The organism is Natronorubrum daqingense, assembly GCF_001971705.1.
GTDB lineage: Archaea > Halobacteriota > Halobacteria > Halobacteriales > Natrialbaceae > Natronorubrum > Natronorubrum daqingense.
The window spans coordinates 3340891-3361259 of the sequence record NZ_CP019327.1; the positions used below are offsets into that span (position 1 = coordinate 3340891).

The window sequence follows — 20369 nt, forward strand, 5'->3', positions numbered from 1 at the left end:
AAATGACGTAGCGCAGACCGTCTGTGGAAAACTGCCGAGTACTCACGCTCACTCGAGCGTCGCTATCCACGCTCGCCGAACTGAACTTCACCTCCACCGTCAAAACTGAACGCCACCTAAACGCACCTCTCCGAACTCGTTTATCCCACCCTCGAACCAAGCGATTCCACCGGGCGTCATACTCCCCGATTCGATTCCGACGGTGCTCTCGTCGTAGCCGTCGGGGAGGTCGACCTCGCCCATCGACGGCCCCGCGATGGAGTCGAACGTCTCGGCGTTCTCCGTATCGAGTCGAATCATCGCCCACATCTCTTGGCCGTCTTCTTCGACGGGAAATTCGATTTCGTGACGCTCGCCGGCTTCGACGGTCGCAACCGTTTCGACGAGTCGCTCGTCTTCCGTGTCGTCGTGGACGATGAACGCCACCTCCTCATCGTCGTCCGAATCGTTCCTGACCCGAATCGCGGATTCCCCTCCCTCGTCGTTCCACCGACTCACGTCGTCTATACATCCGCCGAGGCCTACCGCTGTTGGTACTGCTACTGCTGATGCTGCAATACTCGTGAGATACTCCCGTCTCCGTTGCAACAGCGATGTTGGCAAGATGTGTTCTCTCTGTCGAGAGACTCCCTCAAAAAACATCAACGTTCTGATCTGACGATAACTACATGTGAACGTCCGGCCTACTCGAGAATCCCATTCGGTGAGCGGTACTCCGAGTCGTCTCTGTCCCGGCGAGATCGGCGGCTTCTTCGGCCCGATGCGCATCGGCGTGTTGCACGACGCGAGGGGTTCGTTCGTCCCCGGGTTGGCGTTGCTCGCGGCCGGAACGCTGGTGGTCGTGTTCGCCCGTGCTGGATTGCAGTATCTGGACGACTGAAGCGGACTGCCGATATTATTCTAGCTCGAGCGTCGCCGCACACGACGGACACTCGAAGTCGGCGCTATCGTTCCTCGAGATCCGCATGTGGTTCGTCTCGCATTCGGGACACGAAACGTCTCTATCCCCAAACGCGGAAATACGCGAGATTCGGATATCCTCGGTGCCTCGAGGTGCGCCGAGCGCCAACGCGACGACGCGCTCGTCGCCGTCGTTGTGCCCGGACTGAAATTCGCCGGGTGCGAACCTGATCGTCTCGTTTTCGTGGACGGTGACCTCGGTCGGTGAGACGGTCTCGTCCGCGTCGGCTGGCAGCGTTTCGAACGTCGCGACGCCCTCGAGGACGACGAACACTTCCTCCTGATCGAAGTGGGCGTGGATCGAACCGCTGAATCGGTCGCCGGGCTCGAGAACGTAGCGCGTGATCGCGAGGTGGTCGGCTCCCAGCGCCTCGCCGAGAGCCCGCCGGTCGGTGTGAATCTTCTCATCGAGGGGATCAGATTCGACCTCGTCGATAGTGACGTGTTCCATACCTGTCGATTTAGCTGATCGATACAAAACCGTTTACCGACGGAATCGGGCGTCTACCTCGCCGTCGGTAGCGCGCACTTCGCTACCGCACAACCGTTTTACGACTCCTCTGTATCCCGGCGCGCCGGCGGCGTCTTCGACATCACCTTCCCCCACTTGTCGCGGTTGTTCGCCACCTGCCGGTAGCCCCACTCTCGGACGTGCTCGTAGTCCTCGAAATTCCGCAGAAACTCGAGTCCGTTGCCGACGGGTCCGCCCTCGTCGTAGCGCCGGAGGGCTTCCTCGAGCGACTGCCCGCAGGAGTAGACGGTGTCCTCGGTCACGAGGTGGGAACACTCCTCGTAGAACTCGGGCAGTCGCTCCTGCAGGTCGGGGTGGTCGGGCAGGTCGCTGAAGCCGACGAGTCGGATTTCCGTTCGGTCGCCGAAGAACTCAGCCCACCACGTACAGAAGCCGCAGTCGTCGTCGTAGACGAGGGTTGGCTCGGTCATGCTCGGGTGTACGTCCTCGAGACAGTAACATCTATCTGGGAGTTGCGCGACTCGAGAGACCGCCGTCGAGTCCCGATATCACGCCTCGTGGCGCCGAATACACCGCGAAAGCCCCGAGGCCGCTCGAGTCTGCGACTCGAGACTCGCGCTCGCGGTGCTCGCGCGAATCGGCCTCGCCCCTTTCAGTCCCACCCTCGGTGGAGTGGGCCGCAGGCTGGTTTGGCGGTGGAGTGGGTAGCAGGCTGGTTTGGCGGTGGAGTGGGTAGCAGGCTGGTTTGGCGGTGGAGTGGGTAGCAGGCTGATTTGACGGTGGAGTGGACGGACTGTGAGTCCAGTAGTGGAGAGACGGAGGGCTCTCGAGCGACCGGGGTTCGACGATCACTGCCAGAACATTATTGGCGCAGCTGATCAATCACCAGCCATGAGTCACGCGGCGCGTCCGCTGTCAGAACCGCAGGTGCTGGCCCACACCAAGCGGCGGCTCTTTTCGCCCGCCGAGGACGACGGAGACACCTACGTCGTCGCCGACACGCAGTTTTCACGGGAGGAGTGGCTCCCCGGCCAGCCGATCGCGGACGCGATTCGCGAGGAACTCGCGCCGTTCAACCACGTCCAGATCGGTGGGGGCTACCCCGATCTGGTGGGGGTCGGCCCCCTCGAGTCGGATCTGCTCGCCGTCGAACGACTGGGCGAGGAGCCGCCATTGATCGCCATCGAAGCGAAAGGCGAGACGAGCGGCGGCGTGGACACCCACCTCGGAATCGTCCAGGCCTACGACCGACTCCACGAGGCCAACGCGGCGTACTTCGCGGCCCCGAGCGCGGCGATCACGGAAACCGACCGAACGCTCGCGAGCGAGTTGAACGTCGGCGTCCTCGGCGTCGATCCGACGGGCGAGGTGTCCGTCCTCGAGGTGCCGCGGGTGGTCGGCAATCGGTCCTCGAGCGAGGCGACGGCGCTTCGGTTTCAGGCCGGTGCGCAAGGTGTGGCCGACGCTTCCTTCGGGTTGAATCATCCGAAGAACTACCTCGGCTATCCGCTGGCCCACTACGCCGAGGGCGACACCGCGACGTTGCTCTCGGAGCACAAGGTCGTCAGCGCCGTCTCGGACGCCGAACGCGGCGCGGCGTTTCTGGGGTTGATCGAGACCGGCCCCCGAGGCGTCGAACTGACGTCGCTCGGCCACGAAGTCGTCCGCTTCGCCATCGGCCGCTGTGGCTCCGTCGAGGCCGCCCTCGCGGAGTTCGAGGAGTGGTACCGTTCGCGCAAACGCTTCGTCGACCTCGCGCCCGCGTGGGGTCAACTCGCTCGCCGGGTCGTCTTCGAGTACCCCGCGACGGAACTGCTCGTCACGGAACTCCAGACCATGCACGACGACTGGCAGCCCGACCCCTCGCTCGTCGACCTCCTCGAGCACCTGCACGCGGTTCACCCGACGTTCGCGGTCGAACTCTTCGTCCGCGGCGACGACGCGGTTCGACGACGGGTGTTGACCGAAAACGGCGACCTCCGACGCGAGGCGCTCGAGGACGGGGGAGTCTACCACTCGCCGACCGTCTTCCAGCTAAAAGCAATGCTCTATCACGCCGGAATCCTGACCGAACGCGGAGCGGAGCCCCATCGTCTGGAGCCGCTCGAGGACGTGTGGGCGCTTCGGGAACCGGTGTGAGCTACATCGGGTCTCGTGGGGAAACGGCTTTCCACACACAACTATTTTCTTGGGAAACACATATCGTTCTCGATGGCGAACGTTGGGTAGAGGGAAGCTATGCCAGACGAGTCAGAGCTGACAGAGCCGTGGACAGGTGACGTCACTGAGGCAGCCGCCGAGGAGTGGAAAGCAGAGACGACGGCGTTCGACCGGATCACGACCGTTGTCGATACGACGACCGAACCAGCGTTTGCGAAAGTGATCGCTGAGCGAGCAGCCGTTGCCGAACCGACCGCTCGCCGCCATCTGAAGTCGCTGGCTGCGGTTGGCCGTGTCACAGCAGTCTCGGCTGACGGCGGCACGAAGTACAAGCGATCACCGAGCACCCTCGCGATGCGTCGAATTTCGGGGCTACACTCGCACTACTCGAAAGACGGTCTCCAGGAGGCTATTTCGGATATCCGCGAGGAACTCACGACGCTTCGCAGCGAACACGGTGTCAGCGATGCAGACGACCTCGCAACCGAACTGGAACTGGGCGACGATGCGTGGAGCGCCGTTTCCCAAATGCGTGACCTCGAGGAGAATCTCGACATCGCCAAAGCCGCGTTGAATCTCTACGATTTCGACCCCGATAGCAGTGGGCGGGGACAGACAGCTGCACTCGAGGACGGGGACGACACGGACCGTCCACCTGCTGGTGCGCTCGCCGGATTCGACGACCACGGTGTTGCGTGAGTCCGTTCGATGATCGCTGACGACGATATCGACGGCGAACTCGGAACGCTCGATGTAACTGCGATGGACGCGATTCGATCCGCGATGGTGAACCTCGATGGGCTCATCGACGCCGCTGGATTCGAAAACCCAGCTAATCCGAAGGTGGTCCGCGTGTACATTTCAGACGGGATTGGTGATGCAGACTCCTGTCGATTCGACATCCGCTGGTATCGAAAAGGCTACTACAGCTTTCATCACAGTGATTCGGTCGAGCGTCACTTCCGCTGGGATTTTCACCCGAAACTTGGCGCACCAGATGCGCATTTCCATCCACCGCCTGATGCACCATCGCCCAATCCCGAACCGTCGTGTCTCGGTGCTGGGGAACCGCCGGTTATCGCTCGAGCCGTTCACAAACTCTGGCGGCGAGCCTACGATACCGGTGAAACAGCCGTATTGAACACTGCTGAGGGGAAATTGTAGCCTCAGACCGACTCGAAGCCGTGTAATTCTCGGTGTGCAGCGAGAAACGTTGCGTGGGGCTGTTCGTCCTCGGCTGGTGGGACCGTAATCTGCGCTCCCTCGAGTCGCGAAAATTCCTCGTATCCTTCGAGTTCGGGCCGGTCGGCAACCAGAATTCGGTACGCATCGGAGACGGCGAGCCAGCCGGTATCGAACGCCCAGTGGTGCAATCGACAGAGGGCGAGTCCGTTTCGGATGAAATCGCGCCCGTTCTCCTGTTTCGGATAGATGTGTGCGGCTTCGATATCGACCGTGCCTGCCGGCGATTCCCGGCTCCGATCACAGATCGCACAGCGAAAGTCGTAGGCCGATTTCACCCGTTTTGCGAACGCACTCGAGCGAACTCGTCGCTGGACCTCGGTGTACTCGTCCTCTGCAGCGGTCAGTGCCGGTTCCGGCTCGCTGCCAGCGTTTGTCCCATCATTAGCGTCTGAATCGGTCTCCTCGCGCTCACCTGCGGTAACTGACGCCGCGAGCGTTTCGAACTCCGTCGGATGCTCGAGGTCCAGTCGCTCCATCGTGAACTCGTAGACTCTCCGGTCGCGTTCGTCTGCACTGACGTAGCGCACGTCGGCGACCGAAACCAGTCCCTCGTATCGAAGGTCACTGCGATCAGCCGGTTGGTAGAAGAAATAGACGGGAACAGATGCACCCTCGGCTTGCTCGAGGAGTGCCTTGTTTGCACCAGTCAGCGTTTGGTCGCCCTTCGAGGGTACACCCTCGCCGATGTACGTAAACCGCTCTCCGTCGAGTTCGTCGCTGTACGGCCCATCTTCCCGTGCTTTCACGATGATGTACGACAGCTCGCCGTGATCGTCGGTTCGCGGATTGATTCCCTTGATGTAGGACCCAAAGCTGGTGTCGAAGGCTTTCTCGAGGTCAGCCTGCGTATAATACGTTTGGCGCTGGAAATTCGGACTATCGGACGTGCGTCGGCGAGCCAGCGCTCGCCCGCTGTCTGTCAGCGAATTCAGCCCGTCCGATCGTTCCACGTAGCCGAGACTCTGGAGCCACCCACGGTGTTGGGCAGGGCCGGACGGGTCGTTCCAGTTCACTTCCGCGTGCGTGTTTGCGATGCTGTCGCCCAATTCGGCGTCCGTTTTTGGTCCATTCTGCAACGCCTCGAGGGCCGTCTCGAACCCGTAGACCGTTGCATCGAGCTGTTCGAACAACACGTTTGGATCCGTTTGCGAAACCCACGTAATTCCCGTCTCGGTCAGCCGTACGCGTTCCGGTTCGATCTCGAGTAGTTCGAGGGCCTCGAGAAACCGAAGTCGGTCACGGATACCGTCGGTACTCGTCGCTTTCGTGTTCGATTTCACCCACTCGACAAGTGCTGCTTCAGTCGGATCCGACGTCAGAATGTGCGTGCAACACTCCTCGAGGACGGTAGTGTAATTGCCGGCCCCTCCGAAAAACCGCACAGCGATCGATCGTTTTTCCGACGTCATTTCATACGACTGGAAGTTACCCCCACGCTGTATAAATTGACTGGCCTTCACTGGAGACGTGCGCTTCGTCGGCAAACAGTTACAGGTGACGATAACGGAACGAAACCACCGTTTACATGCCTGTAGTAGCACATGGGTGCTCAGTCACAACTCCGTCGACTCCGCGTGAAGAATTACTCCGAAACCGTCGGTTCGCTTTCCGCATCCGCTGACGCTCCTGTCGCGCCGATCGTCACCGTCTCGAGTGAGATTTCGACGCCGTCGGCCGTCTGCTCGACGGCGACTGTTCGGCCGGCGTACTCGAACTCGAGCGTCGAGAAACCGCTACTTGACGTACAGAGCGAGTCGAGGACGTCGGGATCGATGACGTTGTAGAGTGGCTCGAGTTCGATCGGGTTCGTGCCCGTTGCCTGGCTAATGAGGTCGACGACGGCCATGCTCGGTCGTTGGTCGTCGCTCGCCGCTACCGTCGTCGACTGGTGTGCGTTCATAACTGATGCTGTAGAGACCGGGCGTAAAGAAAATGACCCAATTTTTCGCCATCGGTCGGACACGCAAAATCACAGGTTAGTTTCGTGGAATATTCTCCGATGGATGACGCGGGCGTTTGAGGGTGTAAGCCCCGTCAATTCATTCTATCGTGTCAGGCCTCACTCACGACGCGGCACGTCGTGGCGACCGAAGCCGTAGCGAAGGCGACTCGCCAACCGGCGGGAGAACCGCCCGTCGTCGGCTCTCGAGCCGAATCGCTCTGAGAGCGCGGTGTAGATGAGCGGCAGCGGGACCTCCTGTTCGAGGGCCTCCTGGACGGTCCACGTGCCGGTCGATCCCCCTTCGATACGGTCGGCGACGTCGCCCAGATCGGATCCTTCCTCGCGGAAGGCTTCCTCGCAGAGTTCGAGCAGCCACGAGCGGATCACCGCGCCGTTGTTCCAGACCGACGCGACGGACTCGAGGTCGAGGTCGTATCGACCCTCGTGGAGGAGTTCGAACCCTTCGCCGTAGGTTTGCATGAGGGCGTACTCGACGCCGTTGTGGATCATCTTCACGTAGTGGCCCGAGCCAGCGGGACCCATACGCTCGTGACCGTCGGGACCGGTCGCGACGGCGTCGAAGACGGGGACGAGTTCGTCGTACGCCCACTCGGGCCCGCCGACCATCAGTGAAAAACCGAGTTCCGCGCCTGCGGGGCCGCCGGAGGTGCCACAGTCGAGATACGCTGCGGAACAGGCCTCCGCGCGACGCACGGAGTCTTCGAAGTAGGAGTTGCCGCCGTCGACCACGACATCGTCCGCCTCGAGGTGCCCGTCGAGTTCCTCGAGCGTGGCGTCGACGGCGTCGCCCGCGGGGACCATGAGCCAGATGCGTTTCTCCGCGCCGAGTCGGTCGACGAGATCCGAGATCGACTCTGCCGGTTCGGCACCGGCGTCCGCCGCCGTCGCGACGGCGTCCGGTTCGAGGTCGAAGGCGACGACGTCGTGGCCCGCCTCGAGCGTTCGGTCGACGACGATCTGGCCCATCCGTCCGAGTCCGATTACGCCCAGTTGCATGCCCGTCACTCGACGTGGCCAGATGGTAGTGGTTGTGGTTTCGCTCGTCGGGGTGAATCAACGGCGCCCAGACGGAGAACAGCGCGTCGCTCGAGCGAAAATGAATATAAGAGACAGACCGCTCACACGGCTCGAGTACACGCCAGCGTTCCTTACTGCAGCGGTTCCTCGAGACGGGCCCAACCGAAGGCATCGAGGACGACGAATCGCCCGTCGTACTGGATGTAGACGCCGTTGTACTCCCCGTGTTTCCCGTCGTAGTACGGCAGCGATCCCCGAACCGCGTCGACGACCGACCACGCACCCTCGTGTTCGATCGTCACGTGTGCCCACTCTTCGTCTGCGTCGGCTCGAATCGCCCGTTCGACCACCCGTCGCGCACCGGGAATCTCCTCGAGTCGCTGTGAGGTACTCTCGACGACGGTGGCGCCACGGGGCACGTCCTCGCGGGCGACGATGCGCGCCCCGAGGTTGGCTTTCGACCGGGACGGGCAATCGGTCTGTTGGCCCGAATGCAACACGTAGCCGGCGACTGCAGCGGTTCCAACCGCGAGCACCGACAGCGCCAGTTCTTTGCCCCTAATCATCATGGACATACGTTACAGCAATCCACCAAGTATCTTTCGCACGGACACGTTCGCTTAAAACCCGGCCGGCGACGGGGTGCGTGCGTCACCACGCCGTCGAATTCACCGACCCGAACTCCCCTTCGAAGCAGTCAGTTCGGTTAGAAGTATCGCGTCACGCCCGTCGTGATCATGCCGCCGATAACGAGCAGTGCGATGGCGACGACCGCGGCCGCGCGATAGATCGAGAGCGCGTCGCCCGCAGGCTCTCGGAGTTTCTTGCCGTTGAGCCCGGATTCGAGTCGCTTCGCGCCGATTTCGACGAGCGCGGCCAACACGGCCCAGAGCGCGACCATCGCGAGTACGAGTTGCCCGTTCGTCGTGTTGAAGAGGCTCTCCGAAGTGTATCCCGTTCCGGCGAGGTGGCCCCCCGAGAGCAACAAGAGAAGCGCGCTGATCCGAGAGATGGTCGTGAGTTTGCTCGAAATGACTTCGAGGGGTTTCGTCGAGTTGAACGCGCCGTCTCGAGCCAGGGGCAAAATGACGAACGCGACGTAGAAGACGCTGCCGGCCCAGATCGCGGCGAAGACGAGATGTGTCGTCTGGGCGAGGAACGTATCAACCATACGGATGTGCTTGGTGAGCGGGAGTATCAGCGTTCCGACTCGCCGCCGTGTCTGTCAGACCGATGGAAGGCGCGGTGACTACACGAGTCTGGGCGTCTCTCACTCGAGCCAGTCCGGAACCCACGCGACGAGTCGCCGACGCAGGGCCGCGTAGCCCAGTGAGAGTCCGATTCCGCCGAGAACGAGCGACGCGACCGGGCCGTCGTAGACGATCAGCGCCGGAATCGCGAGCGCGACGCCGAGTGCGGCGTCTTCGGGGGCTCCGTCGTAGCGAATCCAGCGACGGGGGCGGACCCACCGCCCGCGCACGTGGTCGTAGACGGCGCGCTCGCTCCGGTCGTTCCAGGGGTCCATCTCGGGGCCGCCGCCGAGCGCGTCGCTCGCCGCGTGGAGCCACGCGCTCACCGCGAACGCCGCCAGCGCTGCCGTGGCGCTCGAGGGGGCGACGAGAGCGACGACGGCCACCGGGACGGCGAGTGCGATCCCAGCGACGGGGAAGTGAAACGTTCGTCGGTGGGTGAAGACGAGGTCGACATCCGGCGCGAGACCGCCGACGATCGCGCCGAGCGCGAGCGGAAGTGCGAATTCGGGGACCACCATCGCGACGGGGGCGACGAGTGCGAGGCCGGCGAACACGTGGGTCGTCGCCATCATCGATACCGAACCTTCCGCTGGCAGTGACTAAAAGGGTACGCGCACTCGCCTCGAGGGAGGATTGGCGTCGCCTGCGAGAATCCGCCGCTACTCGAGGTTTTCGCGCTGATAGCTGCCGTCGTAGACGTCCTCGTGGTTCGCTTCGGCGAAGACGAGCTGGGCGATTCGCGCGCCGCGTGCGATTTCGATATCGTGGTGGACCTGCAACAGGCCTTCCCCGCGGCCTTCGTAGCCGGCGTCCCAGACGGCCGTGTTGAGCATACACGAGTTTCGCATCAGTGACGAACGCGGGTAGACGAACCCGATGTGGCCGTCGGGAATGTGAATTCGTTCGCCGTAGCGCGCGACGTACGCGCCCTTTGGCAGATAGTACGTGTCGGGGTCGGCCTCCTCGAGTTCCTCGAGCGGGCGGGCGATTCGGTCGCCGACTTGTTTCCCGTCTCGGCCGATACGCCCCGGCTCGAGTTGTTCGAAGACGACGTCTAAGGTGAGGTCGACGCCGTTTGGCTGAATCTGATCGTCGGTCGTCGGCGAGATGTGCTCGGCGACGAACGCACCGGAACGGAACATGTGGGGACAACGCGAGGGAATCGAGAAAAGCGTATCCGTTCGTCACGGCCCGTACGCTAGGTTTCCGAGTACCAACGTACACACCACCACACGACACGGCGCGTCGAATACGCGCCACCTCTCGAGACGACACGCCACACTCGCCGGTGACCGGTGGCTACACTCGCTGGTGACTGGTGGTCACCGTACGTGCGTACACCCACATTATTTACACTGCTTACAGACGGTCCTTACACTGCTCTTACACTGCTGACAGACGGTCTGCGTACGCTCGCTTCACAGCCGTTTTTGTGCCACTCTGCGTTCGAACCTCGAGGTGAAAGAGTACGGTGGCTAGCGATTGCCGGACCGTTACGACGAGAGTCGCTCTCCGCGCTCACACCATCGTCGACGACACCGCTCACGAGGACGCGTGTAGTCCCACAAATCGCGCTCTCCTCGTAGAAACACGCTGGATTTATCAGGCCGGGCAGCCGAGTTTTGTATGCTATGGGACAGACTCTCACCGAGAAGATTCTCGACGATCACCTCGTCGAGGGCGAACTCGAGACCGGCGAGGAGATCGGGATCGAGATCGACCAGGTACTTACCCAAGACACGACCGGAACGATGGTCTGGCTCCAGTTCGAAGCGATGGGACTGGACGAAGTCCAGACCGAGATTGCCGCACAATACTGCGACCACCAGACCTACCAGTTCGACTTTAAGAATACGGACGATCACCGTTTCCTGCGATCTGCAGCCGGCACGTTCGGCGCTCATTTCTCCCGACCCGGTAACGGTATCTGTCACAACGTTCACCGCGAGAACTTCGCCGCACCCGGCAAGACACTGCTGGGATCGGACAGTCACACCCCGACGCCTGGCGGGCTCGGCGAACTCGCCATCGGCGCGGGTGGCATCGACATCACCGTCGCGATGGGCGGTGCACCCTACTACGTGGAAATGCCCGAAATCGTCAGCGTTCGCCTCGAGGGCGAACTCCCCGACTGGGCGACCGCGAAGGACGTTATCCTCGAGATGCTCCGTCGTCTCTCCGTCAAGGGCGGCGTCGGCAAGATTCTCGAGTACACCGGTCCCGGCGTCGAATCGCTCACCGCACCCGAGCGGATGACGATCACCAACATGGGAACCGAACTCGGCGCGACGACGTCGATCTTCCCAACCGACGAGCAGACCGAGGATTACTTAGAGCGCGTCGGCCGCGGCGACGAGTACGTTGAGCTTCAGCCCGACGACGACGCCGAGTACGACGACGAAATCGTCGTCGACCTCTCCGACCTCGAACCGCTGATCGCGACGCCATCGATGCCCGACAACGTCGTGCCCGTCAGCGAGGTCGAGGGCGAGTCCGTCGAGCAGGTCATCGTCGGCTCCTGTACGAACGGTGGCTACGAGGACATCCTCCCCGTCGCCAAGATGCTCGAGGGCCGCGAGGTCTCGATGGAAACCGAGACGATCGTCGCCCCCGGCTCCAAGCAGGCCTCCGAGATGCTCGCCCGCGAGGGCTGGGTCGCGGAGATGATGGCCGCTGGCGTCAACTTCTCCGAGGCGACGTGTGGTGCCTGTATCGGCATCGGTCACGTTCCCGCCTCCGATTCGGTCTCCCTGCGAACCTTCAACCGCAACTTCGAGGGTCGCTCGGGAATCGAAGACGACAACGTCTACCTCTGTTCGCCGGAGGTCGCCGCCGCCGCGGCGATCAAAGGCGAGATCATCGACCCACGGAACCTCGAGGAGGAAGTCGACGATCTCGAGGCTCCCGGCGTCGAACTCCCCGACGAGTACGACGGCTCCAAGACGGACCTCATCGCACCCGAGGAAGCCGTCGACGACGAACTCATCAAGGGTCCGAACATCGGCGACGTGCCCCTGCGTGACGAACTCGGCTCCGACATCTCGGGAGACGCACTCCTGAAGATGGAGGACAACATCACGACCGACCACATCATTCCTGCGACCCAGGACATCCTGATGTACCGCTCGAACGTCCCCAAACTGAGCGAGTTCACTCTCAGCCGCGTCGACGACACCTTCGCCGAGCGCGCGCTCGAGGCCGACGGCGGGTTCCTCGTCGCCGGCGAGAACTACGGTCAGGGTTCCTCGCGTGAGCACGCCGCCCTCTGTCCGATGTACCTCGGCATCGAGGGCGTCCTCGCACAGAGCTTCGCACGCATCCACCGCGCGAATCTCTTCAACTTCGGTATCGTCCCGCTGACGATCGACGAGGAGACCTACGAGAACATCGATCAGGGCGACGAGATCGAGATCGTCGACGACGTCTACGAGGCCGTCACGAGCGGACAGGAGGAGTTCACCGTCCGCATCAACGACGACTACGAAGTCACGACGACCCTCGACGCCTCCGAACGCGAGCGCGCAATCCTCGCCGCCGGTGGCAAACTCTCCTGGACGCGCGACCAGGCCGAAGGCGCCAGCGGTGCGACGCCCGCCGACGACTGATCAGGCGACGCAACACACCGAACAGTTCCGTCCTTTTTTGGGCCGACGAAGCCACCGAGAGTCCTCCGTCCCGATTCGATCGCCTTCGACAGCGGAACACGGTTCCGTCTCCGGGTTACGGACGACTTAACTACACGCCGTGGATAGGTACGCCCGACCATGTGGCCCTGGGGACACTTCGGCGTCGCCTACATCGTGTACTCGCTGTACGCCCGCGGCCGATTCGGCCGGCCACCGCGACCGGAGCCGGCGCTGGCGGTCTTGGCTGGCTCGCAACTCGCCGATCTGATCGACAAGCCACTCGCGTGGTGGTTCGGGATTCTGCCCAGCGGCCGCTCGCTCGCCCACTCGCTGTTGTTCGCCGCGGGGCTGCTCGCCCTCGTGTACGCCGCTGGATTCGCGCTCGGACGCCTCGAGACCGCGACGGCGTTCGCCATCGCACACCTCGCACACGTCCTCACTGACGTCCCGCCGCGGGCGTTCCTCGGGTATCCCCACGGGACCGAGTTCCTCGTCTGGCCGCTGCTCGAGCAGCCGACGTTTCGGTTTCACGACCGACTGTTCGAACCGCCCGCGGTCGTCGAAGTGCTCGTGGGGCCGTTCACGAACCCCGCGATTTTCTTCTTCTCCGAGTGGCTGCTGTTCGGGATGGCGATCGCGCTCTGGTACGTCGACGGTTGCCCGGGACTCGAGTACGTTCGCGATCGGATCCCGGCGTGAGGGCGTTTTGTCCCTCTCCGGCGTGAGGGTGCCTCGCTCCTCCCGTCCACGCCGACGAAAACGAACAGCGTCTTGTGAGCGCACCCGATAGCTCGAGTGAATGCCCGCAGACCACGCGAACGCTGGCTATCGACGGTTGTTCGACCGCGAGGGACTGACCTTCGGCGCGGGCTTTCCCTTGACCGGAGCGAACCGTTCGACGCCCGATCCCGAACGCGAGATCGAACTCGCGACGCACGCCGAGGAGGTCGGTTTCGACGGCCTCTGGACGCGAGACGTGCCGACCTTCTGGCCCAAATTCGGCGACGCGGGCCAGACGTTCGACACCTGGCCGTGGCTCTCACACGTTGCCGCGCAGACGGACGACATCGCGCTCGGGACCTCGAGTGTCGTCCTCACGCTGCGACACCCGATTCACGTCGCGAAGTCCGCGGCGACGATCGACCAGCTTTCCGATGGGCGACTCGTTCTCGGCGTCGCCTCCGGCGACCGCGACCCCGAGTACCCCGCCTTCGACGTCGGCCGCGAGGATCGCGGCCGTGCCTTTCGCGAGCGATACGAGGCGATCCGGACCCTCTGGCGTGAGGAGTACCCCGAACTCGAGGGCGAGTGGGGCTCGCTCGAGGGCGACCTCGACGTCGTTCCGAAGCCGACGGCGGAGACGATTCCGCTCTTGCCGACGGGCAACTCCCGGCAGTCCGACGAGTGGATCGCCGAGCACGGCGACGGCTGGCTCTTCTATCACCTCCCGGAGTCGACGCTCGAGTCATACCTCGCCGGCTGGCGCGAGCGAGCGGACGAGAAACCGTTCGCCATCGCGGTTCGCGTCGAGTTGGCGGACGATCCGACGGCCGACCCGGAGCCGCTCCACCTCGGATTCCACGCCGGGATCGAGTGGTTTCGGGACTACTTCCGCAGACTCGAGTCGTACGGACTCGACCACGCGATCATCGGGATCCAAAACGACGACACGGAGGCGGCGCTGTCGACGTTCGCCGACGAGATCATAGACGGGCTGTAGGTCGAGCGCGTGGAACCGTCCTCATGCGGGGTAGCGACCGATTTGTGGCCGCCGTCCCGAGCAGGCCGGACTCCTCGAAGCAGTCCTCGAGGCCATCGTGGACGGTCATTCTGACCACGTTAGCCTGCGCGGACTCCCTCGCGGTCGGCGTCTCGGCGTCTACCACGAGGTCGTCTCGAGCGGCCTCGAGGCTGTCATCCGGTTCGTAGAAGGTCGTCCCGACGCGCTCGAGTTCGGTGATGGCTTCCTCGTTTCGTTCGGCAGTCGTTTCGTTCCGTTTCGCAGTCCTCTTGTTTCCACCGTCAGTCCTCTCGTTCGGCTCGGTCGCGAAGCCGTCGCTTCTGGCGTCGTTCGGTCACGTGGTCGATGCCGTCGGCGAGTTCGTCTCTGACGTTCGATTCGAAGGCGTCGACCTCCTCGAGGAACTCCGTGGAGAACTCTTCGACGAGTTCGAACGTCCACTGGTCGCTGATCGCTCCTGCGGGGAGGTGTTCGTCTCGGAGCTCGTTCGCCCACTCCTCGTGGCCGGCGTCTCTGAGGTCGTCCTCGGCGTCGCTCATCCGATCCATCGCGTGGCCCAGTTGGTGGTGGAACTCGAGTAAGGAGCCGTAGGCCCGGTACACGTACTCGATACTGAGTTGAAGGTCGTGGAGAGTGGCTGCTTCACTGTCGCTGAGCTCGAGGTCGTCGGGATCGGTTGCCATGGGTAGTCCCACGTGAGAGACAACAAAAGACGTTTCACGGCTCACTCGACGAGCGAAGCGACCCGACACATTGGCATTTGGCACCATCACACGATCCGAAACGCTATCGGTGCTGGAGTCTTTAGTATCGGTGAACGCGATGGCGATCCTGGACGACCTCTCGGACTACGAGTTCGAGGACCTCATGGAGGACGTGTTCCGGAACCTCGGGTACGAGAACGTCCGCCAAACTCGCCAGACGGCCGAAACGGGTCGGGATATTCTGATGGAGGAGATCGTCGACGGTCACCACCGAGCAGTCGTCGTCGCCTGTGAACACGCGAAGGCGGTCGGCCAGGGGCCGGTCGAGACCCTCCACTCGGTCGTCGAAGCGCACGACTCCGAGGGCCCCGTTCGCGGAATGGTGGTTACGACCGGCCGATTCACCGACGCTGCGCGCGAGTACGTCGACGATCTCGGATCCAGACGAGACGGGGGCATCGAACTCCTCGATGGCACTGCCATCAGCGAGCTGAGTGATGGCATCGGGATGGACCTCTACAACGGCCGGATCGAGATCAACTGTGAAGAGGCGCTTCGACCGATGCACCCGACCGCCGGCCGCGACGCACCGGTCTTCGACGCCCTGCAGAACGTCGAGAACCTCGAGTCGGTGACCGTTCCGACCCCCGAAACGACCGTCTCGCTGGAACCGATGGTGGCCGTTCACGCGAAGACGAGCGCCACGTTCGAGACGGCCGCCGGCGTCGTCCACCAGGTCGACGAAACGGACGACCTCGTGTTGCACGCCGGAAGCGACTCGCCACGGATCGCAGACGACGACGTCAGATCACTCGTCTCGAATCGCTCAGCCCCCCGGGTCGATCTCGAGCGCGTCGACCTCGAGCGAACGTTCGACGGCGTCGATGTCGACCGATTCGGTCAGACGGAGACGAGGTACAAACAGTGGGCGATCGACCGAGTCCAGCAAACGCACTCGACGACGGTCCACTATACGGGCGAGAACAATCTGGACTACGAGAAGGACTGCACGCCCAGACCGTCTGATATCTCGATCTGGTCGATCGACCCCGTCTACGCACCACACGTTCAGTCGACGCTCTCACTCGGTGACTACACGTACACGTACAGCTACTACGCCGCCGGTCCCTCTCGAGCGACGACGACGAACGAGTTTGCCAAGTGTGTCCATTGCGAGAGGGCCGACCCCGAGGAGACGTACACGTACTGTCCGAACTGTGGCAGCATCAACTGCGACGACCACATCGAGACGGAGCGACTCGAGGGTGAACCGGTCTGTACGGGCTGTGCGGTCACGGAGCGATTCGCGTTCCGAACGATGTACTTCTACAGCGAGGCGAACGCCGAGGCCTTCAGCGAGGAGTACGCCGCGATGTCGATCCAGGAAAAAGCGACGGAGAACACCCCATTGGCAGCAGGAACCGTTCTCGCGCTGGCACTCGCGGTGTTCGCCCTCGCCCTCGTGCTCTCGCTTGGCCTCCTCTGAGCAGCTAGTTACGTTCGCTCGACGACTGCACCGTTCTCGCCGACCGCTACTCCTCGAGCGTCCGCGACCGAAACCGCCAGCAGTGAATTCTCCCGGTCCGTGTCGAATTCTTCCCACTCGGCCGCCGGGTCCTCGCGCTCGTAGATCGTTCCGTCGCCGCACGCGACGACGCGCTCGCCTGCCGCCGCGAGCCCCTCTATCGTCCCGTCGGTGACGCGTTCGGGGGTCCACGTCGTCTCGTCGAAGCGGTGGACGACTCCGTCGTCCGCGCTCGCGAGACAGGTACCGTCGTCGGTCGTCGCGATGTCTGTGAGCGTCCCGTCGGCACCCTCGAGGCCGATCCGGTCGAACGAGTCGCCGCCGTCGGTCGTCTCGAACACGCCGTCGTTGGTGTCACAGCAGTAGCCGACGCCATCCTTGGAAAGGGTGATCGCGGACAGACTCGAGCCGCTGCCGGGTTTCTCCGGGCCGGTCCACGCGACCTCGCCGTCTCCGTACGTGCCGCGGAGAACGGCCCCGGAGCCGGTGATCAGGAGCACGGTCTCCTCGCCGCTCGAGCCGCCAACGGCGACGCCGAGCCAGTTGTCCGTAATGTCCTCCGGCGCGGTGTAATCGACGTGCCGACCGGTCTCTGGATCGAGGCGGCCCAGCGAGCCGCTGGCCCCGGCGACCCAGATTGCGCCGCCGTCGCTCGTCGCGTCCACGCCGTGGAGGTCGTTGCCGCCCGCTGCGGGGCCGTCCTCGAGAAGCACCGACCACTCGCCGTCTTCACCACTGCCGAGTACGACGCCGCCGTCGCCGACGGCGTAACTGCCCCTCGAGGTGGCGACGACGTCACGGAGCGAGGCGTCCGCGGGGGATTCGGCTGTCGTCCAGTCGGCGGACGATGACTCGACCTCTCGCTCGCGTCGACGCTCGTCCGACGTCTCGTCGCTGTCGTCGGTTTCACCCACATCGACATCGCTGCCGTCGGCTTCGCCCACTGCGCCATCCCTGTCAGCAATTTCGTCCACTGCGCCATCTCTGTCAGCAGTTTCGTCTCCCGTGACATCATCGTCGTCGGCGTCGGCTACCGTGCCGTCTTCGACGCTGGCCCTATGATCTGCGCCGCCTTCGACGTCCTCGTGTGCAGCCGTAGTTGGTTCTGGTGTCTCACCCGAGTCGTCCGTCGGGTGGCGCTCGTGCGTCCGCTCGTCGGGAGTCGATTCCGACGGACGACGCTCTCGAGCGGGGCCCGCGTCGGGTTCACGCTCCGGCTTCGTCCTCGGCGCGGCCTCCGTGGTCGTCTCTGGCCTCGACGTGGCTTCTGTGGCCGTCTCTGACGACGGTTCGTCCGGCGGCGCGTCGCGGTCGACGGCTCGAGTCGCGTCGCGGTCGTCCGCTCGCGTCGCCTCGCCTCGCTTGCCGTATCTGATGTAGAGGACGATCGGCGGGAGGACGTACGTCGCGAGGGCGAGTCCGGCGAACCACCGGTGGACGATGGTGAGGGTCCCGAAGGCGGTCAGCCCGGCCGTTGCGACGGTGTGGACCCAGGTCTTCGTGTAGGAGCGAAAGAAGGGGACGAATCCGTCGCCCTCGAGACGATCGTGCAACGGTGACATCGAGATGGGTACGGATAGCGCGCTCTCGCGCAAAAGACTGGTGCCGGCACGGTGGTCGTTCCTCTCAGGCGCGCCCGCGTGCGTCAGCGAATACCGACTCTCGTCTCGAGCGTGAGGGTGAGCACGCCGTTGTTGTACGCGCCGCGGTGGTCGTCCCCGAAAACGCGTCTCGAGGGGAGCGGCGCGATCGTTCGTTCGAAGACGGCGTCGCCCGAGGCGACCGCGAGCCGAACCCGATTCGTTCCGACGTGGACCGTTAGATCGTCGTTCTGGGTCGGATAGATATCGGCGACGAGTCGAAATTCGTTGGCCGGGCGATCGTGTTGAACGCGAACCGGAAACGGAAACGACCCCGTTTCGGCGGGCCGAGGCTGGAACATGCGCGGGCGGTTTCGATCGGACGGGGAAACCCTTCCGCGTGTACGAGTGTCCGCTTCAAAGCAAACGTACCGAGACGCATCTCCCGTCGCTCGCCCTCAGAGGTATCCCAGATCCGCGAGTCGTTCTTTCGTCCCGTCGCGCATCGCGACCGGCCCCGTCTCGGCACCCGCGCCGGGCACGTCGGCCTCCTCGAACGAACCGAATCGCTCCTCGAGTCGGCTTCGAAGGTCACGCACTCGTTCCGGACTTCGATCCGCGACGTTCGTTCGCTCCTGCGGGTCGATTCGCACGTCGTGGAGGCGTTCGAACCCGTCGTCGCCGCGGACGTACTTGTGCGTCGCTGTCCGAACTGCCCGAAGCCGTCGATCGTACGCTCGAACGCGATCCGGAATGTCGCCGAAGCGCGCCTCGAGGCGCTCGATCGACGGCTGGGGGGCGACGTACTCGGCGAAGACGGCCTCTCGCGACGGGTCCGTCGACTGGGGATGAAGCGACCGACTCGAGCCCTGCTCGAGGAGTTCCGGATCGTCGACGCCGACGGTCTCGAGGATGGTCGCAGGCAGGTCGAGCAGTTGGACGAGATCGTCTGGCGTGCCGCCGTCGGTGAACGGGCCGCCGTGGACGACCAGCGGGACGTTGATCAGGGTGTCGTAGAGGTTGTACTGGTGGCCGAAGAAGCCGTGTTCGCCGATGTGTTCGCCGTGGTCGCCACAGACGACGAAGAGGGTGTCCTCCCACTCGCCCGCGTCCTCGAGTGCGCTTCGGAGGGCCGCGAGCTGGTCGTCGACGTACGCGAGTTCCGCCCGATAGAGTCCGCGAAGAAGCTCGAAATCCCGTTCGGTGAGTTCGTAGTCCTCGCAATCGTAGGCGCGCGGGTCCTGTCGGATCGATCTGGCCTCCTCGTAGCTCGCGTCCTCGGGGAGGAAGCGCTCGGCGTACGCTCGCGGGGGGTCGTACTCGACGTGGGGCTCGATGAAGTTACAGAAGAGGAAGAACGGTTGCTCGTCGTCTCGATCGTCGAGCCAGTTTCGAATCCAGGCCGTCGTGCGAGCGGAGCCGTCGTCGCCGCTCGGCTGGAAGAGTTCGCTGTAGAGGACGTTCGCGGTGTTGACCAGCGGATTGCCCTCGAACAGCCGATCTCGAGTCGCCTGGAGTTTCTCTCGGAGGTCTTCGCCGCGGACGACGGTTCCCATATCGACGTCCGATTGAATGTACTGCCAGCCCTTCCTGAGGTCGTCGAAGCCGCGGTCGAACCCGAACTCCTCGGTGATCCACGTGTTGTTCGAGACGCCGATTGTCTCGTAACCGGCTTCGGCGAGCGCTTCGGGAAGCGTTCGCAGATCCTCGTCGAGAAAGGTGTGGCCGCCGTGCGTGCCGTGCGTCGAGGAGTACGTCCCGGTGAACATCGATGCGTGAGAGGGCAACGTCCACGGTGCGGTTGCGAACGCGTTTTCGAAGGACGTCCCCTCCCGCGCGAGGTCCGTGAGCGTCGGGCTGGTCTCCGGGCCGCTGGTCTTCGCTCGAGCCGTATCGAGAACGACGAGAACGATGTTCCGCGGAATTGAGTGTGACGCCGGGTCACGTCCGTTAGCCGTCGAATCCCCGGTATCGGTGGTATTCGCCATGGGTGGCACATCATCCGCTGCTTGCAGGGAAGGCCGTCTCCCCAGCGTGTGCAGGTGTTCCGCGGGCAGAAACCGTCACGTACACCTGTCTCTCATCTCGAAGGGACCCTTCCGCGCTCGTGACGGTCCGAACCA

At 63.5% G+C, this 20369-nt stretch carries 21 protein-coding genes and 1 pseudogene; 8 read left to right on the forward strand and 14 right to left on the reverse strand.

What is annotated here, in order from left to right; all coding sequences use genetic code 11:
* Positions 1-99: 99 nt before the first annotated feature.
* Complete coding sequence (locus tag BB347_RS16190) at positions 100-498, reverse strand: hypothetical protein (RefSeq protein WP_076579835.1); 399 nt, start codon at positions 496-498, stop codon at positions 100-102.
* A gap of 235 nt (positions 499-733) precedes the next feature.
* Between BB347_RS16190 and BB347_RS19050 the strand changes: the two are divergent.
* Positions 734-880: pseudogene (locus BB347_RS19050) on the forward strand (CynX/NimT family MFS transporter); the annotation flags it as partial.
* 15 nt (positions 881-895) lie between these two features.
* Here the strand turns inward: BB347_RS19050 and BB347_RS16195 are convergent.
* Positions 896-1411 carry a cupin domain-containing protein gene (locus tag BB347_RS16195; protein WP_076579833.1) on the reverse strand — a complete coding sequence of 172 codons (516 nt, stop codon included), beginning with the start codon at positions 1409-1411 and terminating at the stop codon, positions 896-898.
* Between the two features lie 98 nt (positions 1412-1509).
* On the reverse strand, positions 1510-1902 hold the full coding sequence (locus BB347_RS16200) for a thiol-disulfide oxidoreductase DCC family protein (RefSeq protein WP_076579831.1): 393 nt from the start codon (positions 1900-1902) through the stop codon (positions 1510-1512).
* Positions 1903-2323: 421 nt separating this feature from the next.
* On the opposite strand from BB347_RS16200, the gene BB347_RS16205 reads away from it, so the two are divergent.
* From BB347_RS16205 to BB347_RS16215, 3 genes are all read left to right on the forward strand, one after another.
* On the forward strand, positions 2324-3571 hold the full coding sequence (locus tag BB347_RS16205) for a hypothetical protein (protein WP_076579829.1): 1248 nt from the start codon (positions 2324-2326) through the stop codon (positions 3569-3571).
* A gap of 99 nt (positions 3572-3670) precedes the next feature.
* Positions 3671-4291 (forward strand): DUF7342 family protein, encoded by a 621-nt coding sequence (locus BB347_RS16210; RefSeq protein WP_076579827.1) that lies wholly within the window; start codon positions 3671-3673, stop codon positions 4289-4291.
* Positions 4292-4300: 9 nt separating this feature from the next.
* Complete coding sequence (locus BB347_RS16215; RefSeq protein ID WP_083687701.1) at positions 4301-4756, forward strand: hypothetical protein; 456 nt, start codon at positions 4301-4303, stop codon at positions 4754-4756.
* A 2-nt stretch (positions 4757-4758) separates the two neighbouring features.
* On the opposite strand, the gene BB347_RS16220 is transcribed toward BB347_RS16215, so the two are convergent.
* The 7 genes from BB347_RS16220 to BB347_RS16250 all read right to left on the reverse strand — a co-directional run bounded on the left by BB347_RS16220 (position 4759) and on the right by BB347_RS16250 (position 10212).
* The gene (locus tag BB347_RS16220; RefSeq protein ID WP_076579825.1) at positions 4759-6246 is read right to left on the reverse strand and encodes an HNH endonuclease; all 1488 of its coding nucleotides are present in this window, start codon (positions 6244-6246) and stop codon (positions 4759-4761) included.
* 173 nt (positions 6247-6419) lie between these two features.
* Positions 6420-6737, reverse strand: a complete 318-nt coding sequence (locus BB347_RS16225; RefSeq protein ID WP_076579823.1) for a HalOD1 output domain-containing protein — start codon at positions 6735-6737, stop codon at positions 6420-6422.
* 159 nt (positions 6738-6896) lie between these two features.
* Positions 6897-7796, reverse strand: a complete 900-nt coding sequence (gene gnd, locus BB347_RS16230; protein ID WP_076579821.1) for a phosphogluconate dehydrogenase (NAD(+)-dependent, decarboxylating) — start codon at positions 7794-7796, stop codon at positions 6897-6899.
* 152 nt (positions 7797-7948) lie between these two features.
* Complete coding sequence (locus tag BB347_RS16235; protein ID WP_076579819.1) at positions 7949-8386, reverse strand: hypothetical protein; 438 nt, start codon at positions 8384-8386, stop codon at positions 7949-7951.
* A gap of 137 nt (positions 8387-8523) precedes the next feature.
* Positions 8524-8988 (reverse strand): CopD family protein, encoded by a 465-nt coding sequence (locus BB347_RS16240; RefSeq protein ID WP_076579817.1) that lies wholly within the window; start codon positions 8986-8988, stop codon positions 8524-8526.
* 99 nt (positions 8989-9087) lie between these two features.
* Entirely contained in the window at positions 9088-9642 is a 555-nt protein-coding gene (locus tag BB347_RS16245) for a hypothetical protein (RefSeq protein ID WP_076579815.1), read from the reverse strand.
* An 87-nt stretch (positions 9643-9729) separates the two neighbouring features.
* Positions 9730-10212 (reverse strand): deoxyuridine 5'-triphosphate nucleotidohydrolase, encoded by a 483-nt coding sequence (locus tag BB347_RS16250; protein ID WP_076579813.1) that lies wholly within the window; start codon positions 10210-10212, stop codon positions 9730-9732.
* A 489-nt stretch (positions 10213-10701) separates the two neighbouring features.
* On the opposite strand from BB347_RS16250, the gene BB347_RS16255 reads away from it, so the two are divergent.
* The 3 genes from BB347_RS16255 (at position 10702) to BB347_RS16265 (ending at position 14416) form a co-directional block, all read left to right on the forward strand.
* Complete coding sequence (locus tag BB347_RS16255; protein ID WP_076579811.1) at positions 10702-12675, forward strand: aconitate hydratase; 1974 nt, start codon at positions 10702-10704, stop codon at positions 12673-12675.
* A 159-nt stretch (positions 12676-12834) separates the two neighbouring features.
* A complete protein-coding gene (locus BB347_RS16260; RefSeq protein ID WP_076579809.1) occupies positions 12835-13395 on the forward strand; it encodes a metal-dependent hydrolase in 561 nt (186 codons plus the stop codon).
* A 100-nt stretch (positions 13396-13495) separates the two neighbouring features.
* Positions 13496-14416 (forward strand): TIGR03571 family LLM class oxidoreductase, encoded by a 921-nt coding sequence (locus tag BB347_RS16265; RefSeq protein ID WP_076579807.1) that lies wholly within the window; start codon positions 13496-13498, stop codon positions 14414-14416.
* A gap of 302 nt (positions 14417-14718) precedes the next feature.
* Here the strand turns inward: BB347_RS16265 and BB347_RS16270 are convergent, their stop codons facing one another.
* On the reverse strand, positions 14719-15120 hold the full coding sequence (locus tag BB347_RS16270; RefSeq protein WP_076579805.1) for a hypothetical protein: 402 nt from the start codon (positions 15118-15120) through the stop codon (positions 14719-14721).
* Between the two features lie 139 nt (positions 15121-15259).
* On the opposite strand from BB347_RS16270, the gene BB347_RS16275 reads away from it, so the two are divergent.
* On the forward strand, positions 15260-16627 hold the full coding sequence (locus BB347_RS16275) for a restriction endonuclease (RefSeq protein WP_076579803.1): 1368 nt from the start codon (positions 15260-15262) through the stop codon (positions 16625-16627).
* A gap of 8 nt (positions 16628-16635) precedes the next feature.
* Here the strand turns inward: BB347_RS16275 and BB347_RS16280 are convergent, their stop codons facing one another.
* The 3 genes from BB347_RS16280 to BB347_RS16290 form a co-directional block, all read right to left on the reverse strand.
* Positions 16636-18228: a hypothetical protein gene (locus tag BB347_RS16280; RefSeq protein ID WP_076579800.1), complete on the reverse strand. Its 1593-nt coding sequence runs from the start codon at positions 18226-18228 to the stop codon at positions 16636-16638.
* A gap of 83 nt (positions 18229-18311) precedes the next feature.
* Positions 18312-18608 carry a hypothetical protein gene (locus BB347_RS16285; RefSeq protein ID WP_076579798.1) on the reverse strand — a complete coding sequence of 99 codons (297 nt, stop codon included), beginning with the start codon at positions 18606-18608 and terminating at the stop codon, positions 18312-18314.
* 96 nt (positions 18609-18704) lie between these two features.
* On the reverse strand, positions 18705-20234 hold the full coding sequence (locus tag BB347_RS16290) for a sulfatase (protein WP_083687700.1): 1530 nt from the start codon (positions 20232-20234) through the stop codon (positions 18705-18707).
* Positions 20235-20369 lie beyond the last annotated feature (135 nt).

Excerpts from the sequence above, each read along its gene's own strand:
- BB347_RS16195 (WP_076579833.1), bottom strand. The coding sequence starts at position 1,411 with ATGGAACACGTCACTATCGACGAGGTCGAATCTGATCCCCTCGATGAG.
- BB347_RS16200 (WP_076579831.1), bottom strand. The coding sequence starts at position 1,902 with ATGACCGAGCCAACCCTCGTCTACGACGACGACTGCGGCTTCTGTACG.
- BB347_RS16205 (WP_076579829.1), top strand. The coding sequence starts at position 2,324 with ATGAGTCACGCGGCGCGTCCGCTGTCAGAACCGCAGGTGCTGGCCCAC.
- BB347_RS16210 (WP_076579827.1), top strand. The coding sequence starts at position 3,671 with ATGCCAGACGAGTCAGAGCTGACAGAGCCGTGGACAGGTGACGTCACT.
- BB347_RS16215 (WP_083687701.1), top strand. The coding sequence starts at position 4,301 with ATGATCGCTGACGACGATATCGACGGCGAACTCGGAACGCTCGATGTA.
- BB347_RS16220 (WP_076579825.1), bottom strand. The coding sequence starts at position 6,246 with ATGACGTCGGAAAAACGATCGATCGCTGTGCGGTTTTTCGGAGGGGCC.
- BB347_RS16225 (WP_076579823.1), bottom strand. The coding sequence starts at position 6,737 with ATGAACGCACACCAGTCGACGACGGTAGCGGCGAGCGACGACCAACGA.
- gnd (WP_076579821.1), bottom strand. The coding sequence starts at position 7,796 with ATGCAACTGGGCGTAATCGGACTCGGACGGATGGGCCAGATCGTCGTC.
- BB347_RS16235 (WP_076579819.1), bottom strand. The coding sequence starts at position 8,386 with ATGATGATTAGGGGCAAAGAACTGGCGCTGTCGGTGCTCGCGGTTGGA.
- BB347_RS16240 (WP_076579817.1), bottom strand. The coding sequence starts at position 8,988 with ATGGTTGATACGTTCCTCGCCCAGACGACACATCTCGTCTTCGCCGCG.
- BB347_RS16245 (WP_076579815.1), bottom strand. The coding sequence starts at position 9,642 with ATGATGGCGACGACCCACGTGTTCGCCGGCCTCGCACTCGTCGCCCCC.
- BB347_RS16250 (WP_076579813.1), bottom strand. The coding sequence starts at position 10,212 with ATGTTCCGTTCCGGTGCGTTCGTCGCCGAGCACATCTCGCCGACGACC.
- BB347_RS16255 (WP_076579811.1), top strand. The coding sequence starts at position 10,702 with ATGGGACAGACTCTCACCGAGAAGATTCTCGACGATCACCTCGTCGAG.
- BB347_RS16260 (WP_076579809.1), top strand. The coding sequence starts at position 12,835 with ATGTGGCCCTGGGGACACTTCGGCGTCGCCTACATCGTGTACTCGCTG.
- BB347_RS16265 (WP_076579807.1), top strand. The coding sequence starts at position 13,496 with ATGCCCGCAGACCACGCGAACGCTGGCTATCGACGGTTGTTCGACCGC.
- BB347_RS16270 (WP_076579805.1), bottom strand. The coding sequence starts at position 15,120 with ATGGCAACCGATCCCGACGACCTCGAGCTCAGCGACAGTGAAGCAGCC.
- BB347_RS16275 (WP_076579803.1), top strand. The coding sequence starts at position 15,260 with ATGGCGATCCTGGACGACCTCTCGGACTACGAGTTCGAGGACCTCATG.
- BB347_RS16280 (WP_076579800.1), bottom strand. The coding sequence starts at position 18,228 with ATGTCACCGTTGCACGATCGTCTCGAGGGCGACGGATTCGTCCCCTTC.
- BB347_RS16285 (WP_076579798.1), bottom strand. The coding sequence starts at position 18,608 with ATGTTCCAGCCTCGGCCCGCCGAAACGGGGTCGTTTCCGTTTCCGGTT.
- BB347_RS16290 (WP_083687700.1), bottom strand. The coding sequence starts at position 20,234 with ATGGCGAATACCACCGATACCGGGGATTCGACGGCTAACGGACGTGAC.